The following is a 16,308-nucleotide window of genomic DNA, read 5'->3' on the forward strand; positions in this document are numbered from 1 at the left end:
GGGATACGCAGAATCATCAGGACGACGATCACGTAGCAGCCCGCCATGAGGAAGTAGATCTGAGCAAGATCGACTTTGGGAACGACGATCAGGACAGCAGCGAGCGCGGGGCCGAGGATGCCGGTGAAGGTAAAGGCCGCACTGTTCAACGCGATTGCGTTCATTAGCTGACCTTCGCCGACAAGCTCAGGAATCCACGCCTGGCGAGCGGGTACGGTAAACGAAAACACTGCACCGTTCACCAGCGCCAGAACGAAGAGGTGCCAGACCTGGATCGCGCCGGTCTGCGCCAGAACAGCAGTGATCAGCGCGGTCACCGCCATCGTTCTCTGGCTGAACACGATCATCGAGCGCTTCGGCAGGCGGTCGGCCGCAACGCCGGCGATGAGCGACGAAGGGAGCTGCGTCAGGCCCCAGGCCTGCCCAACGACGGCGATAGATGTTGCGGTATTGGATAGCTTGTACACCAGCAGGCCCTGGGCAACAAAGGACATCTGCATGGCCGTGAAGAAGAAGAGCATGCTGAGCCAGAGCGCGCGGAAGTTCTTATTCTCCAGGGAAGCGAACATAGGGAGCTTCATCGCGCGCCTGACCTCTGCTGATAGAGCGCGTCGTTGCCATCTGAGACTTCCTTGGCCTCGACTTCTTTCAGCTTGGACAAGGCCGTCATGGCCGCGCCGGTCTGGTTACTCGTTGGCAATAGCGTGCCCTTCAGGTAGACCAGCGCCGGGTTGGAGGTTGCCATGTCGGACACCTTGATCAACTTCTCGATCTCGGTCACGCTAGCCAGATAGCCACTCCATTCTTCCTTCAGCTTGGCCATGCCGGCGCGACCCTCGTCGGTACTGAACAGCGGCGCGGCTTGGTTCATCAAGGTTTGGCTTTGTTCGCGGGCCTTGCCAATGCGTGTGAAGGCGTCGTCACGCAGCGCCGCGTCAGTGGCGATCAAGGCGTCACGTATCGCCACAATCATCCGCTGGCGTTCGAAATTCGCCTCCTTCATCAGCGACAGACCCACCAGCTCTTGCGCATACAGCCGCGTGTCGGCGTCGTTGATGCGTTTCATATTCAAGATGGCATAGGCGCCCAGCGAGGCACCGATCAGCGCAACGATGGTGAAGGCAATGATCAACTTGGTGTTGATCTTGTAGTCCGAAAGACGCATGGTTAACTCCTGGCTGGCTTGAAATGGCGTGCGTAAATAATTGCTCTGCTCACATCACTGAACGCAGCAGTTCTGATGTCGGCTGCTGGCTGAGAAACTTAAGCGCGGAGGTTTTTGTCACTCTTGGGACGAATTCTTGCGCAGCAGCATGCTTCAATCAAGGGCGCAACAAACTCAGGAGCCTTCGCAATGACTAGCCAAAACACCCAAATCCAGCTGGCCTCCCGCCCGCAAGGCGAGCCCACTGCGGCTAACTTCAAGCTGGTGCAGACTGCCGTGCCCGAGTTGGCCGAGGGTCAGGTCTTGATCCGCAACCATTACCTCAGCCTCGACCCCTATATGCGCGGCCGCATGAATGACGGCAAAAGCTATGCCCAGCCGCAGCCTTTGAACGAGGTGATGCTGGGCGGCACCGCAGGCGAAGTGGTCGCCAGCAAAAACGCGGCCTTTGCGGTCGGCGACAAGGTGGTCGGCATGGGCGGTTGGCAAGAATATTTCGTCGTCGACGCCAGCCAGCGCGGCGCGGTCCAGAAGGTGGACACCGCGCATATCCCGCTGTCGGCTTATCTGGGCGCGGTCGGCATGCCCGGCGTGACCGCCTGGTACGGCTTGGTCAAGATCATCAACCCCAAGGCCGGCGAGACGGTGGTGGTCAGTGCCGCCAGCGGCGCAGTTGGCTCGGTCGTTGGTCAGCTGGCCAAGGCACGCGGCGCGCGCGCGGTGGGCCTGGCCGGTGGCGCCGAGAAATGCCGTTATGTGGTGGAAGAGCTGGGTTTTGATGCCTGCATCGACTACAAAGAGCACCGCGATCTGAAGTCGCTCTCGGGCGCCCTGAAGGCGGCCTGCCCGAGCGGCATCGACGGTTATTTCGAGAACGTCGGCGGCATGATTCTGGACGCGGTGATGTTGCGCGCCAATGCCTTCAGCCGCGTCGCCATGTGCGGCATGATCTCGGGCTACAACGGTGAGCCGATTCCGATGAGCGCGCCGCAGCTGATCTTGGTCAACCGCATGAAGTTTCAGGGTTTTATCGTCAGCGAGCACATGGAGGTTTGGCCCGAGGCGCTGAAGGAGCTGGGCGGCATGGTCGCCACCGGCAAACTGAAGTTCCGCGAATCGGTGTCCGAAGGGATCGCGTCTGCGCCCGAGGCTTTCTTGGGCCTGCTCAAGGGCCGCAACTTCGGCAAGCAACTGGTCAAGCTGGTCTGATGGGCTTGCGCTGGACCTGTGCGCCACTGAAAGAATTGAGCCCACTGGCGCTGTATCAATCGCTGGCGCTGCGCTCGCAGGTCTTTGTGGTGGAGCAGGCCTGCGTCTACCTTGATCCGGACGGCATTGACCTGTTGGCTTGGCATCTGCTGGGCTTTGATGAAGCCAGCAACGAGCTGCTGGCCAGCGCACGGCTGTTGCCGCCACTGGCCAAGGGGCCGGCCCATGCGCTGCCGGAAATTGGCCGGGTCGTTTCGGCGCCGGCCGCGCGCGGCAGCGGAGCGGGCCGGGCCTTGATGCAGCAAGCACTGCTGGCCTGCGAAAAGCTCTGGCCCGGTCAGGCCGTCGCCATCAGCGCGCAGGCTTATTTGCTGGCGTTTTACGCCGGCCTGGGCTTTGTGCAGACGTCAGAGCCCTATGACGAAGACGGCATTGTTCATATCGACATGATTCACGAAAGCGCTCCCCAATGAAGAACTACGCTGGCAAAACCGCCGTCATCACTGGTGCGGCATCGGGCTTTGGCCTGGAGGTCGCCCGCATCGCCGCCGCGCGCGGCATGAACTTGGTGCTCTGCGACGTGCAGGCCGACGCGCTGGAGCGGGCTGCCGCCGAATTTGACGGGCTGCCGCTGCTGGCCCAGCGCGTTGACGTGGCCAAGGCCGCCGAGATGGAAGCGCTGGCCGCCGCCGTGCAGCTGCGCTTCGGCGCACCGCATTTCGTTTTTAACAACGCCGGCGTGGGCTCGGGCGGGCTGATCTGGGAGAACACGCTGGCCGACTGGGAATGGGTGCTCGGTGTCAACGTGATGGGCGTCGTCCACGGCGTGCGCCTGTTCACGCCGATGATGCTGGCCGCAGCGGCCGCCGACCCCGACTTTGAGGGCCATATCGTCAACACCGCCTCGATGGCCGGCGTCGTCAATGCGCCCAATATGGGTGTCTACAACGTCTCCAAGCATGCGGTGGTGAGCCTGAGTGAAACGCTTTATCAAGACCTGGCCCTGGTCACCGAGCAAATCCACTGCTCGCTGCTGTGCCCGTTTTTTGTGCCCACCGGCATCTCGCAAAGCCACCGCAACCGGCCGGCCGAGCTGAAGGGCAGCCGGCCGACGCAGAGTCAGCTGATCGGGCAGGCGATGAGTGACAAGGCGGTCAACGCGGGCAAGGTCACGGCGGCCGAAGTCGCGGCGATGGTGTTCGCGGCGATGGATGAGCGGCAGTTCTATGTCTTCAGCCACCCGCAGGCGCTGAGCAGTGTGCAGACCCGCAAGGACGATGTGCTGCAGCGGCGCAACCCGACCGACCCGTTTCTGGACAGGCCGGAGCTGGGGCTGAAGTTGAGGGCCGCGCTGAAGAAGGCTTAGGGCGTGCGCGATCTGGCACACTGCCGCCTCCCTTGCCCTCGAAAGTGTCGTCACCCATGCCTCAGCCCCACACCCAAACAGCCATCGTCATCGGCGGCGGCCCGGCCGGTTTGATGGCCGCCGAACGGCTGCGCGCGGCTGGCGTGGAGGTTGTTGTTTATGACGCGATGGCCTCGGTCGGGCGCAAGTTTTTGCTGGCGGGCAAGGGCGGGCTCAACCTGACCCATTCAGAAGAACGCCCCCTTTTTGACGCCCGCTTCGCCGAGCGCATGGGCTCGGTGGCGGCTTGGCTGGACCAGCTGGACGGGCCGGGCTTGCGCGCTTGGGCGGCCGAGTTGGGCGTGGAGACCTTTGTTGGCTCGTCCGGGCGAGTTTTTCCGACTTCAATGAAAGCAGCGCCCTTGTTGCGTGCTTGGTTGAGCCGCTTGCGCGAGGCCGGCGTGCTTTTTTCTATGCGCAAGCGCTGGCTCGGCTGGGCCGAAGACGGCCGGCTGCGCTTCATGGGTGAAAAGGGTGAAATTTCGGCCTCGGCCGACGTGGTGGTGCTGGCGCTGGGCGGCGCGTCCTGGCCGCAGCTCGGCTCCGATGGCGCTTGGGTGCCCTTGCTGGCAGAGCGGGGCGTTGATATAGCAACGCTGCGTGCGGCGAATTGCGGCTTTGAATTGGGCCCAAGGCTTGACCCGACCCCGACCCAAGCCGTCCCGTCCAGCGGCTGGAGCGAGCTCTTCACTGCCCGTTTTGCTGGCCTGCCGGTCAAGCCGGTGGCCTTGCATTTTGAGGGTCAAAGCGGCCGGCATTTCACGCGCCAAGGCGAGTTTGTGATCACCGAGGACGGCATTGAAGGCTCGCTTGTCTATGCGGCCAGCGCCTTGCTGCGCGAGGAGATCGCCGAGTTCGGCCAGGCCTTGATTCATTTGGATTTGTTGCCCGACCGCAGCGCTGATTTTGTGGTCGCCGAGGTGACGCGCCCGCGCGGGCCGCGCTCCTTGTCCACTCATCTGAAGAGCCGGCTCGGCATTGAGGGCGTGAAGGCTGGCCTGCTGCGTGAGGTCTTGAATAAAGAGCAGGTCGCCGACCCGGCGACCTTGGCCGCGACGCTGAAGCGTTTGCCACTGCGCTTGGTGGCGGCGCGGCCAGTGGCCGAGGCGATCAGCACGGCCGGCGGCGTGCGCCTGGAGGCGCTCAGTCCTGAGCTGATGCTGCAGAAACTGCCGGGCGTGTTCTGCGCCGGCGAAATGCTGGACTGGGAGGCGCCCACCGGCGGCTATCTGCTCAGCGCCAGCTTGGCCAGCGGGCGGGTGGCGGGCGACGGGGCTGCCGCCTGGTTGAATCAGAACAAGTAAGTGCCGACCACGCCGCCGCCAATGCTGTTGGCTTTGTGGGTCAGCGGGCTGTCCTTGGCATCGCCCTGCAGCGCACGCGCCGACAGTGCGGTGGTGACCGCTGTGCGCTGATTGATGGCATAGGTCAGCGAGAGATTGGCGCGAACATCACGCAGGCTCGAGCCGGGCGAGTAGACGGCGTAGCCGCTGCGCGCCGCCTGTGCGATGCTGACGCCAAAATGCGTCTGCATATAGTCCGCGTTGACCAAGGTGATGGCGGCACCAACGCCGAGGCGCCACTGCGGTGCCAGCATGGTGGAGTAGACCGCGCCAAGGTCCACTTGCAGGTCTTTTCTGTCATTGCCGGCGCCGTAGCGCAGCGATGAAGTCAGCACAAAACTGCGGTCAATGCTGTAGTTGAGGAAGCCCCCAAACTCGGGCCGTGCCTTGATGTCGCCCATGCCGTTGAGGGTGTCGTCAAGATCCTCGTCGCGGCCAAAGTCGGCCGTGAGGCGCAGGCCGTAGCTCACATTGGGCTGCTTGGAGAAATTGATGCCCAGACCATTGCCGGTGCCGGCAAAAAAGCCGTTGCTCCATTGATAGTCAATCACCGGGACGGGCATGACGCGGGTCTCTTTGGAGCCCAGATATTTTTGACCCGCGAATACGCCAAGGCCTACGGCCCCGCCATCACGTTCTGGGATCGCGCCATAGATGCGCGCGGCATCAAAGGCTTGCGCGAGGACGGCTTGGCCGGCGAGGGCCAAGCCAGTGGCGAAGGCAGCTTTGAGCAAGGGGCGGGCGTGAAGCTTCATGGGTTCGAAATCTCGGGTTGCTTGAGTGAATTTTCTGTGCATGGGCGCAACAAGTTACGCCCCGCAATCAGACTATGCCAGCTGCGTGGGACTGAGCCAAAGGTCAGGGTATTTCGCAGGCAATTGCGACCCTGTGGCAAACTGCGCGGCTCTGTGTTTTTGAGCATCAGCCGCCGTTTTGGACAAGATCCTGCTTCAAATTGCCGCCGAACTGCAGGTTCGGCCGGCCCAAGTCAACGCCGCCGTGGAGCTGCTCGATGGCGGTGCCACCGTGCCTTTTATCGCCCGCTACCGCAAGGAAGTGACCGACGGCCTGGATGACACGCAGCTGCGCGATCTGGAGGCCCGCTTGAGCTACCTGCGCGAGCTGGAAGATCGCCGCGCCGCCGTGCTCAAAAGCATCGAAGAGCAAGGCAAGCTCACACCGGAGTTGCGCGCAAAAATTGCGGCTGCGCCGACCAAGCAAGAGCTCGAAGACCTCTATCTGCCCTTCAAACAAAAGCGCCGCACCAAGGGCATGATCGCCCGCGAGGCGGGGCTGGAGCCGCTGGCCGACAAGCTGTTTGCCGATCTGATGCTGGACCCGCTGGGCGAGGCCGGCGCCTTCGTCAATGCGGAGGCGGGTTTCGCCGACGCTGCAGCGGTGCTGGACGGCGTGCGCGACCTGCTCAGCGAGCGCTGGGCCGAGGACGCTTTGTTGATCGGCAAGCTACGTGAATGGTTATGGGCCGAAGGGCTGTTCCGCTCCAAGCTGATGGACGGCAAGGACGAGCACAACCCGGACATCTCCAAGTTCCGCGATTATTTTGACTACGACGAAAGCATCCGCACCGTGCCATCGCACCGCGCGCTGGCGGTCTTTCGGGGCCGGTCGCTGGAGTTTTTGGACGCCAAGCTGGCGCTGGACGAAGAGGTCGTGGCCGGTAAACCGGGCTTGGCGGAAGGCCGTATCGCCCGCCATCTGGGCTGGACCATGGGAGCCCGCCCCGGCGACGCGCTGATCCGCAAATGCGTCGCCTGGACCTGGAAAGTGAAACTCTCGATGAGCCTGGAGCGCGACCTGTTTGCGCGCCTGCGCGAGTCGGCCGAGCAGGTCGCCATCAAGGTGTTTGCCGAAAATCTGCGCGATTTGCTCTTGGCCGCACCGGCCGGCAAGCGCGTGGTGATGGGCCTCGACCCCGGCATCCGCAGCGGTGTCAAGGTGGCGGTGGTCAGTGACACCGGCCGCGTGCTGGACACGGCCGTGGTCTATCCGCACGAACCGCGCAAGGATTGGGACGGCTCGATTCATGCGCTGGCCAAGCTGTGCGCCGCTCATGGCGTCAACCTGATCGCGATCGGCAACGGCACGGCCAGCCGCGAGACCGACAAGCTGGCCGGCGATTTGATCAAACGCTTGCAACAAATTGCCCCCGATGTGGCGATCGAGAAAATGGTCGTCAGCGAGGCCGGCGCGTCGATTTATTCGGCCTCCGAGTTCGCCTCCAAAGAACTGCCGGACATGGACGTGACCTTGCGCGGCGCGGTCTCGATCGCCCGGCGCTTGCAGGACCCGCTGGCCGAGTTGGTCAAGATCGACCCCAAGAGCATTGGCGTTGGACAGTACCAGCATGACGTCAACCAGGCAGCGATGGCCAAGATGCTGGACACGGTGGTGGAAGATTGCGTGAACTCGGTCGGCGTGGACCTGAATACCGCGTCGGCGCCGCTGCTCTCCAGGGTGTCGGGTCTGTCGGCCAACGTCGCCTCGGCGATCGTGCGCTGGCGCGACGCCAATGGCGCGTTCAAGAACCGCAAGCAGTTGCTCGATGTGGCGGGCCTCGGGCCCAAGACCTTCGAGCAATCGGCCGGCTTTTTACGCATCAGGGGCGGCGAGAACCCGCTCGATTTCTCCGGCGTGCACCCGGAAACCTATGGCCTGGTGCAGCGCATCCTCAAAACTGTCGGCCGACCTGCCGCTGAAGTGATGGGTAAGAGCGACGTCATCCGGGCTCTTCTTTCACAACACGGGCCGGAGGCCTTTGCCGACGAGAAATTCGGTGCCATCACGGTCAAGGACATTCTGGCCGAGCTGGAAAAGCCCGGGCGTGACCCGCGCCCCGATTTCAAGGTGGCGCGCTTCAACGAGGGCGTCGACGACATCAAGGATCTGGTCGAAGGCATGATTCTGGAAGGCACGGTTTCTAACGTCGCGCAGTTTGGCGCCTTCATCGACCTCGGCGTGCATCAAGACGGTTTGGTGCACGTGAGCCAGTTGTCGAACAAATTCGTCACCGACGCACGAGAGGTGGTCAAGACCGGCGACATCGTCAAGGTGCGGGTGCAAGAGGTGGACATTGCACGCAAGCGCATCTCACTGACGATGAAGCTGGATGCACCGGTGCAGCGCGGCGGCAATAAACCCGACAACAGCTACAAGCCGGCCGGGCGCAATGAGCGCAGCGGTGGCGGCAACCGCTCGGTGGCCGCAGCAGCCCCGGCGGGCGGCGCGATGGCGGCGGCCTTCGCCAATTTGGCCAAGCTGAAGGGCGGCGCTCCGTAGATCGCCCCACCGATCGGGTGCTTGATCGCTCGACGTCAGCAATGCCGGCCTGGGCAAGCTATGGTGTCGGCTGCGAATCTGTCGGAGTGCTGTTTGAAGTCTTATTCCAATCTACGCGTCTTGGCCTCAAGCCTGTTGTTGACGCCTTGCGGCGCGTTTGCGCAGGAGGTGCCGGGCGGCATGGGCGACACGCCGGCGCGCCCGCAGCAAGGCAGCCGCATAGAACGGGTCGAGCGGGTGGAACTCAGCTCGCGCCAGCAGTCCGACACCGATCTGCGCCGCAAATCCCAAGTGGCCAAGCAGATTTACGGCCGCGAGGAGATGGATAAGTACGGCGACGTCAATGTGGCCGATGTGCTGAAGCGCTTGCCCGGCGTGTCGGTGCAAGACGGCGCACCGCGCATGCGCGGCTTGGGTGCCGGCTACACGCTGATTTTGATCAACGGCGACCCGGCGCCGCCCGGTTTTGCGCTGGATCAGCTGAGTCCGTCCCAGGTCGAGCGCATCGAGGTCACCAAGGGTCCGACGGCCGACCAAAGCGCGCAAGCGGTGGCCGGGGCGATCAACATCATTTTGAAAGACGCACCGCGCGTGTCGCAGCGCGATCTGCGGCTGGGCATGAACTACAACATCGAGCGGCCGACCCCGAATGCCAACTTCACCTTAGGTGAGACCTTGGGCCCCTTGGCGCTGTCGCTGCCGATCTCGGCCTTCGAGTGGCGCAATCAGAGCAGCTTCACGACCGAGCGTTATGCGCAGGGCACGGACCTGCAGCCTGCGCGCGGGGTTCAGCAAGGCGAAACGCCGAACTGGGGTCACGGCTTCAATATCGCCCCGCGCGTCAATTGGAAGATCAGCGATGACGAAACGGCGTCGCTGCAGACCTTTGCGCAAAAAGGCTATTGGAACAACAAGACCGAGTACAGCGATACGGTGATTTCGGGCCGGCCCAATTTCGACGACGACAGCGCCAGTCACGGCACTTGGCAAAATTTGCGCGGCAATCTGCAGTGGGTCAACCGTTTCAATGACGCGCAGCGTTTGGAACTCAAAGCCGGCGTGCAGGACTCCAAGGGCACATTCAATAGCGAAACCTTCCGTAACGGTACGGTGCAGCGGCAGACGGTCGGCAACAACCAGGACCGCAGCTTCACGCAGGCCGGCAAGTTTGGCCAGCTGCTGGGCGATGATCACAGCGTCACGGCGGGTTGGGATTTGGAGTGGCGCCAACGTGACGAGCTACGCACAGTGACCGAGAACGGCGTGCCGCAACTGCCTCAGTACGACGGTCAACCTTTTTCGGCCGATATCCAGCGCCAAGCCTTGTTTGTGCAGGACGAGTGGGAGCTCTCCAAGCAATGGTCGACCTATCTCGGCCTGCGCGCCGAGCGCATCGCGACCGAGAGCCGCGGCAATGCGCAGACGGTGCGCAACGTCAGCCAGGTGGTGACGCCGCTGTGGCATTTGAATTACAAGTTAGATCCCAAGGGGCGCGATCTGATTCGCGCCAGCTTGACACGCAGCTACAAGGCACCGGATTTGAATGCACTGCTGGCAAGGCCCAGTTTGAGCGTCTTGCCCAATACCGAGCTGACACCCGACCGCGTCGGCAACCCGGACCTCAAGCCCGAGTTGGCGACCGGCCTGGACATCGCGTTCGAGAAATATCTGACGGGCGGCGGCATGGTCAGCGTCGGCGTGTTTCATCGCAGCATTGATGACCTGATCCGCAGCACCACGACCTTGCAGTCCGTCGAATGGGACGTGCTGCCGCGTTGGGTGACGCAGCCGATCAATTACTCCAAGGCGCAGACCAGTGGCTTGGAGCTGGAGCTCAAGGGCCGCGCGGGTGAGTTGCTGCCTTCGCTGTTTGACCCCAAGCTGGCGCTGAATCTGCGCGGTTCGCTGAGTTTTTATCGCTCGAATGTCGAGGCCGTGCAGGGCCCGAACAACCGCCTTGATGGGCAGCAGCCCTGGTCCGGCAATATGGGCTTTGACTACCGGCTGAGCAGTCTGCCGCTGACGACGGGTGCCAGCTTTGCCATCACGCCGGGCTACACCACGCAGCAGACGGTGACGACATCGCTGGAGCAGACGCGCACACGAGCGCTGGATGTGTTTGCGCAGTGGACGTTCAGCAAAACGCTATCGCTGCGCTTGTCGGCCAACAACTTGGTCCCGCTGGATACGCAGCAGACAGTCTCCTTGGGCTCGGGCTATGGCAGCACGACCGAGCGAGTGGCACGCACCAACTTCGGCGCGGCTTTGGAAATCAAGCTTTAAATTGGCAGTGCAGGCCTTACAGATTTTTGCTGGCCCGCGCGCTCGGGCTCATCTTGCCGAGCGTGGCCTCAGCCCGCAGGATGTGCGCGTGGTGCCGGCTGCGGCCGGTGGCCCTAAGGGGCTGATCTTGGGGCCACTGGATCAATTTATCTTCGGCGAGTGGTTGGCGCGAAGCAGCCAAGAAGTGCATTTGCTCGGGGCCTCAATCGGTGCTTGGCGCATGGTGACCGCTTGTTTGGGCCGTAACGCACAGCAGACCGAGGCCGAGTTCGCGCGCCTTTCCCACGAATATATTCACCAGCATTACGACAGCCTGCCCGGCAAGATGCCGACGGCTGCGGAGGTGACGCGTGGCTTTGCGCAGAAGCTGGCAGAGGTTTTTGGCGGGCGCGAGGCGCTGGCGCTGAGCCATCCGCGTTACCGGCCGCACGTTTTTACTTCACGGGGGCGCTATTTGTTGGCGCGCGAAGGCAAACTGCGCACGCCCTTGGGCTACACCGCTGCCTTCATGGCCAATCTGCTGGGTCGCCGCTTGATGGGCGGCAGCTTGGAGCGAGTGGTGTTTTCGCCGCCCGGGGCCGAGTTGCCGCTGCCCTTGAATGACTACCGCAGCCGCCAAGTGGCGCTGACGCCGCAGAACTTTCAAGCCGCTTTGCTGGCCAGCTGCGCCATCCCGTTTTGGCTGCAGGCGGTGCACGACATCCCCGGCGCACCGCGTGGCGCTTATTGGGACGGCGGCATCACCGACTATCACTTGCATCTGAACTATGCAGAAATGCTGGGGGAAGGGCTGGTGCTGTATCCGCATTTTCAGCGCCAAGTGATCCCTGGTTGGTTGGATAAATCGCTCAAGCGCCGTCATCAGTCCAGCGCTTTTCTCGACAACGTGGTCTTGCTGGCACCGCATCCGGACTGGGTCAGAAAAACCCTGCCACGCGGCAAGTTGCCCGACCGCGCCGACTTTCAGTTTTACGGTGACGCGGTGCAGGCGAGGGCGGCCGCCTGGCTGCGCGCCGTCGCCGAGAGTCAGCGTTTACGTGATGAATTTGCCGCCGCCTGCGAGCGCTCCAGCATCGAAGCGCTGGCGCTGTAGGCGGGGCGACTTGATCGGTGGCTACAATTCAGCCATCAGCAACGAACAAGGGCGAGAAAGGCATCATGGTTATGACACCGCGAACTACGACCACACCCCGTCCATGGGTTCAGTCGGCCGCGCCTCGTCACGACTAGCTTTTTTTCTCCACCCATCAAAGCGCGGCAATGTCCGCGTTTTTTTTCGACCACGCACACGCCTTTCTCACAGAATTCAGGAGCACCTCCATGATCTCGATTCAATTGCCCGACGGCTCCAAGCGTGAGTTCCCGCAGGCTGTCACCGTGGCCGAAGTGGCCGCCGCTATCGGAGCCGGTTTGGCCAAGGCGGCGCTGGCCGGCCGTATCGGCGCAGGCGCGGATGCCAAGTTGGTCGATACCAGCTTTTTGATGGAGACCGATACACAGTTGGCCATCATCACCGACAAGGATGCCGATGGCCTGGAGGTGATCCGCCACTCGACCGCCCACCTGCTCGCCTATGCGGTCAAGGAGTTGTTCCCCGAGGCACAAGTCACCATCGGCCCGGTGATCGAAAACGGCTTTTTCTATGACTTCGCCTACAAGCGCCCGTTCACGCCGGAGGATTTGGCCGCAATCGAGTCCAAGATGAGCGAGTTGGCCAAGAAGGATGAGCGCATTACCCGCACCGTCTTGCCGCGCGACGAGGCGGTCAGCTATTTCAAGAACCTGGGCGAAGCCTACAAGGCCGAGATCATCGAGAGCATCCCGGCCGATCAGGATGTGTCCTTGTATGCCGAAGGCCAGTTCACCGACCTGTGCCGTGGCCCGCACGTGCCGTCGACCGGCAAGCTCAAGCATTTCAAGCTGATGAAAGTGGCCGGCGCCTATTGGCGCGGCGACCACCGTAACGAGCAATTGCAGCGCATCTACGGCACGGCCTGGGCCAGCAAGGATGATCTGCAAAAGTATCTGATCCGCCTGGAAGAGGCCGAAAAGCGCGACCACCGCAAGCTCGGGCGTGAGCTCGATTTGTTCCATATGGAAGAAAACGCGCCGGGTCTTGTGTTCTGGCATCCCAAGGGCTGGACGGTCTGGCAGCAGTTGGAGCAGTACATGCGCGCCGTTTATCGGGACAACGGCTATCTGGAGGTCAAGGGTCCGCAAATTCTCGACAAGCACCTGTGGGAGAAGACCGGCCACTGGGACAACTACCGGGACAATATGTTCACGACCGAGTCGGAAAAGCGTGAGTACGCGCTCAAGCCGATGAATTGCCCCGGCCATGTGTTGATCTTCAACCAAGGCATCAAGAGCTACCGCGATCTGCCGCTGCGCTTCGGCGAGTTCGGCCAATGCCACCGCAATGAGCCCAGCGGCTCGCTGCACGGCATCATGCGTGTGCGTGGCTTTACCCAGGACGACGGTCACATTTTCTGCACCGAAGATCAGATCCTGGACGAATGCATCGCCTACACGCAACTGCTGCGCAAGGTCTATGCCGATTTCGGCTTCACCGACATCATCTACAAGGTGGCAACGCGGCCCGAAAAGCGCGTCGGCTCCGATGCGCTGTGGGACAAGGCCGAATTTGCGGTCATGGAATCGCTGCGCCGCTCGGGTTGCGAGTTCATCGTGTCACCCGGTGACGGTGCCTTCTACGGCCCGAAGATCGAATACACGCTGAAAGATGCGCTGGGTCGGCAGTGGCAATGCGGCACCATGCAGGTCGACTTCAATACCGCCGAGCGTCTGGGCGGTGAATATGTGACCGACACCAGCGAACGTGCCCACCCGGTGATGTTGCACCGTGCCATCGTCGGCAGCTTGGAGCGATTCATCGGAATTTTGATCGAGCAGCATGCCGGCGCCTTGCCGGTTTGGCTGGCACCGACCCAGGTGGTGATCGCCAATATCACCGATGCGCAGGCCGATTACGTCGCTGAAATCGTGAAATCTCTGCAAAAACAAGGGCTTAGGGTCCACGCAGATTTGCGAAACGAGAAAATCACGTATAAAATCCGTGAGCATTCTTTGCAAAAGGTTCCATATATCCTGGTCGTAGGCGACAAGGAGAAGGCAAATGGAGCCGTTGCGGTGCGCGCCCGTGGCAACCAAGATCTGGGTGTGATGGCCTTGGAAGACTTCATTGCGAAGATTTCCGCCGACATTACTCAAAAGGCTTGAGATCGCTGCACAGGGCGCGCTTTTGTTTTGTTTGGGCTCCTCGCCTTGGGGCTCGCTGAAAGGTATGCACCATCGCTACATTTGCTGACCGTCGAGCCATTCCTGAGCGCAAGCATCGGCTGAATCGCGAAATCTTGGCTCCCGAAGTCCGTCTGAACGGCCAAGAAAACGAGCCGCTCGGAATTGTGAGCATCCACGAAGCGCTCCGCATGGCGGGCGAGTTGGATGTGGACGTTGTCGAAATCTCCGCCACGGCCGTCCCTCCGGTTTGCCGTTTGATGGATTACGGCAAGTTCAAGTACATCGAGCAAAAGCGCGCTGCCGAGGCGAAGTCCAAGCAGAAGGTCATCGAAATCAAGGAAGTCAAATTCCGTCCGGGTACGGACGAGGGCGACTACCTGATCAAGATGCGCAATCTGCGCCGCTTCATTGCCGAGGATGGTGACAAAGGCAAGGTGACCTTGCGTTACCGTGGTCGCGAGATCACCCACCAAGACATCGGTATGCGTTTGCTGGAGCGAATCCGCGACGAGCTGTCCGACGTGGCCGTGGTTGAGAACATGCCCAAGCTGGAAGGCCGGCAGATGATCATGGTCTTGGCGCCGAAAAAGCGTTAAGTATCATAGGCGACGAGGCTTCGGCCTCAAAGTTTCAGCCTGCCGATTTGGTCGTCGGCAGGTTTATTAGTCTCCAGAGGCAAGTCAAAGTATTGCGAGGCCCGCAATCGCCCCTGGGACGTACTTAGAAGGAGCAATAACATGCCCAAAATGAAGACCAAGAGTAGCGCGAAGAAACGTTTTCGCGTTCGTCCGGGTGGCACCGTTAAGCGCGGCCAGGCGTTCAAGCGCCACATCCTCACGAAGAAGTCCACCAAGAACAAGCGCCACTTGCGTGGCACGACCGGCGTGCACGAGACCAACATGGGCCATATGGCTCAAATGTTGCCCGGCGCTGGCATCTGACCGACTTCTGAAGGAGAAATACTATGCCTCGCGTTAAACGTGGTGTTACCGCACGTGCCCGTCACAAGAAGGTCCTGGCACTAGCCAAGGGCTATCGTGGTCGTCGTAAGAATGTCTTCCGCATTGCCAAACAGGCAGTGATGAAGGCAGGCCAATACGCCTACCGTGACCGTCGTGCCAAGAAGCGTGTGTTCCGCGCACTCTGGATTGCCCGTATCAATGCGGCTTCCCGTGAGTTGGGCCTGACATACAGCAAGTTTGTGGCTGGCCTGAAGAAGGCTCAGATCGACATCGACCGCAAGGTCCTGGCCGATCTGGCCGTGCGTGATCCTGCTGGTTTTGCCAGCATCTTCGCCAAGGTCAAGGCCGCTCTGGCTTAATGTTCATCTGCCGCCGCAAGGCGGTAGGTGGCAGCCCCGTACGAGTTCGCTCGCGCGGGGCCGAGCACCCCCAAGGCCGCGCTAACAGCTCGGCCTTTTTTTTGCCCCCAAATTTCCCCTTCAAGACTTGCTTGATGAAAACGGCCCCGCGATGAACGACCTCGATCAATTGCTGCAAACGGCGCAAGGCGAATTTGCCACTGCTACCACGCCCGCCGATTTGGAGAATGCCAAGGCGCGCTTTTTGGGCAAGGCCGGTCGTGTGACCGAGCTGCTCAAGGGCATGGCCACGTTGCCGGTCGAAGAAAAGAAGACCCGCGGCGCCGACATCAATGTCTTGAAGGCCGGCATCGAAGCCGCCCTGACGGCCCGCCGTCAGGCCCTGGCCGATGCGGAGCTGGCCCTGCAGCTGAAGGCCGAGGCCTTGGATGTAACTTTGCCCGGTCGCCAGCGCGGCACGGGCGGCCTGCATCCGATCACGCGCGCGCTGGAGCGCATCGAGGGCATTTTCGGTTCGATGGGTTTCGACGTCGCCGACGGCCCCGAGATCGAGAACGACTGGTTCAACTTCACCGCGCTGAACACGCCCGAAGACCATCCGGCCCGCTCCATGCACGACACCTTCTATGTTGAAGGGGGCCATGTCTTGCGCACCCACACCAGCCCGATGCAGATCCGCTATGCGGTCCAGCATGTCAAGCGCCACCAGGCGCTGATCGCCGCCGGTGAGCCCATGCCTGAGATTCGCGTCATCGCACCGGGCCGCACCTACCGGGTCGACAGCGATGCGACGCATTCGCCGATGTTCCACCAGGTTGAAGGCCTGTGGGTGGGCGAGAACATCAGCTTCAAGGACTTGAAGTCGGTCTATGTGAACTTCCTGCAGCAGTTCTTCGAGACCACGGAAATGGAGATCCGTTTCCGGCCGAGTTATTTCCCTTTCACCGAGCCGAGTGCCGAGATCGACATGATGTTCGCCTCCGGCCCGCTGAAAGGTCGCTGGTTGGAGGTGTCGGGTTCCGGC

Annotated in this window: 15 protein-coding genes; 12 read left to right on the plus strand and 3 right to left on the minus strand. The window is 61.8% G+C overall.

The features are described 5' to 3' along the window. Both RMO57_RS15045 and RMO57_RS15050 read right to left on the minus strand, forming a co-directional pair. Nucleotides 1-569: MFS transporter (locus RMO57_RS15045; protein WP_310387974.1), on the minus strand; the 569-nt coding region annotated here is incomplete at its 3' end. Between the two features lie 8 nt (nucleotides 570-577). After that, nucleotides 578-1,165 (minus strand): MCP four helix bundle domain-containing protein, encoded by a 588-nt coding sequence (locus RMO57_RS15050; protein ID WP_310387976.1) that lies wholly within the window; start codon nucleotides 1,163-1,165, stop codon nucleotides 578-580. Nucleotides 1,166-1,354: 189 nt separating this feature from the next. On the opposite strand from RMO57_RS15050, the gene RMO57_RS15055 reads away from it, so the two are divergent. The 4 genes from RMO57_RS15055 to RMO57_RS15070 are packed head-to-tail and all read left to right on the plus strand — an operon-like array spanning nucleotide 1,355 to nucleotide 5,083. Further along, entirely contained in the window at nucleotides 1,355-2,374 is a 1,020-nt protein-coding gene (locus tag RMO57_RS15055) for an NADP-dependent oxidoreductase (protein ID WP_310387979.1), read from the plus strand. Beyond that, nucleotides 2,374-2,847, plus strand: a complete 474-nt coding sequence (locus RMO57_RS15060) for a GNAT family N-acetyltransferase (protein WP_310387981.1) — start codon at nucleotides 2,374-2,376, stop codon at nucleotides 2,845-2,847. Before RMO57_RS15055 ends, RMO57_RS15060 begins: the two co-directional genes overlap by 1 nt. After that, nucleotides 2,844-3,740, plus strand: coding sequence for an SDR family oxidoreductase (locus RMO57_RS15065; RefSeq protein ID WP_310387982.1), 897 nt, complete (start codon nucleotides 2,844-2,846; stop codon nucleotides 3,738-3,740). The genes RMO57_RS15060 and RMO57_RS15065 overlap by 4 nt, the downstream gene beginning before the upstream one ends. A gap of 56 nt (nucleotides 3,741-3,796) precedes the next feature. Then, the gene (locus tag RMO57_RS15070) at nucleotides 3,797-5,083 is read left to right on the plus strand and encodes a TIGR03862 family flavoprotein (protein ID WP_310387984.1); all 1,287 of its coding nucleotides are present in this window, start codon (nucleotides 3,797-3,799) and stop codon (nucleotides 5,081-5,083) included. Here RMO57_RS15070 and RMO57_RS15075 read toward each other — a convergent pair. Further along, nucleotides 5,071-5,877, minus strand: coding sequence for a MipA/OmpV family protein (locus RMO57_RS15075; RefSeq protein WP_310387986.1), 807 nt, complete (start codon nucleotides 5,875-5,877; stop codon nucleotides 5,071-5,073). The genes RMO57_RS15070 and RMO57_RS15075 overlap by 13 nt on opposite strands. Nucleotides 5,878-6,055: 178 nt before the next feature. Here RMO57_RS15075 and RMO57_RS15080 point away from each other — a divergent pair, with 178 nt between their 5' ends. From RMO57_RS15080 to RMO57_RS15115, 8 genes are all read left to right on the plus strand, one after another. Next, the gene (locus RMO57_RS15080) at nucleotides 6,056-8,419 is read left to right on the plus strand and encodes a Tex family protein (protein WP_310387989.1); all 2,364 of its coding nucleotides are present in this window, start codon (nucleotides 6,056-6,058) and stop codon (nucleotides 8,417-8,419) included. 93 nt (nucleotides 8,420-8,512) lie between these two features. After that, nucleotides 8,513-10,702 (plus strand): TonB-dependent receptor, encoded by a 2,190-nt coding sequence (locus RMO57_RS15085; RefSeq protein ID WP_310387991.1) that lies wholly within the window; start codon nucleotides 8,513-8,515, stop codon nucleotides 10,700-10,702. 7 nt (nucleotides 10,703-10,709) lie between these two features. Further along, nucleotides 10,710-11,795: a phospholipase gene (locus RMO57_RS15090; protein ID WP_310387993.1), complete on the plus strand. Its 1,086-nt coding sequence runs from the start codon at nucleotides 10,710-10,712 to the stop codon at nucleotides 11,793-11,795. Between the two features lie 227 nt (nucleotides 11,796-12,022). Next, nucleotides 12,023-13,942: a threonine--tRNA ligase gene (gene thrS, locus RMO57_RS15095; protein ID WP_310387995.1), complete on the plus strand. Its 1,920-nt coding sequence runs from the start codon at nucleotides 12,023-12,025 to the stop codon at nucleotides 13,940-13,942. Nucleotides 13,943-14,013: 71 nt separating this feature from the next. Continuing rightward, nucleotides 14,014-14,559, plus strand: coding sequence for a translation initiation factor IF-3 (infC, locus tag RMO57_RS15100; protein WP_263533544.1), 546 nt, complete (start codon nucleotides 14,014-14,016; stop codon nucleotides 14,557-14,559). A 141-nt stretch (nucleotides 14,560-14,700) separates the two neighbouring features. Next, complete coding sequence (rpmI, locus tag RMO57_RS15105; RefSeq protein WP_310387996.1) at nucleotides 14,701-14,904, plus strand: 50S ribosomal protein L35; 204 nt, start codon at nucleotides 14,701-14,703, stop codon at nucleotides 14,902-14,904. 23 nt (nucleotides 14,905-14,927) lie between these two features. Continuing rightward, a complete protein-coding gene (gene rplT, locus RMO57_RS15110; RefSeq protein WP_263533139.1) occupies nucleotides 14,928-15,284 on the plus strand; it encodes a 50S ribosomal protein L20 in 357 nt (118 codons plus the stop codon). 151 nt (nucleotides 15,285-15,435) lie between these two features. Beyond that, nucleotides 15,436-16,308: phenylalanine--tRNA ligase subunit alpha (locus RMO57_RS15115; protein WP_310387998.1), on the plus strand; the 873-nt coding region annotated here is incomplete at its 3' end.

The organism is Roseateles sp., from assembly GCF_031397715.1.
Taxonomy (GTDB): Bacteria; Pseudomonadota; Gammaproteobacteria; order Burkholderiales; family Burkholderiaceae_C; genus Paucibacter_A.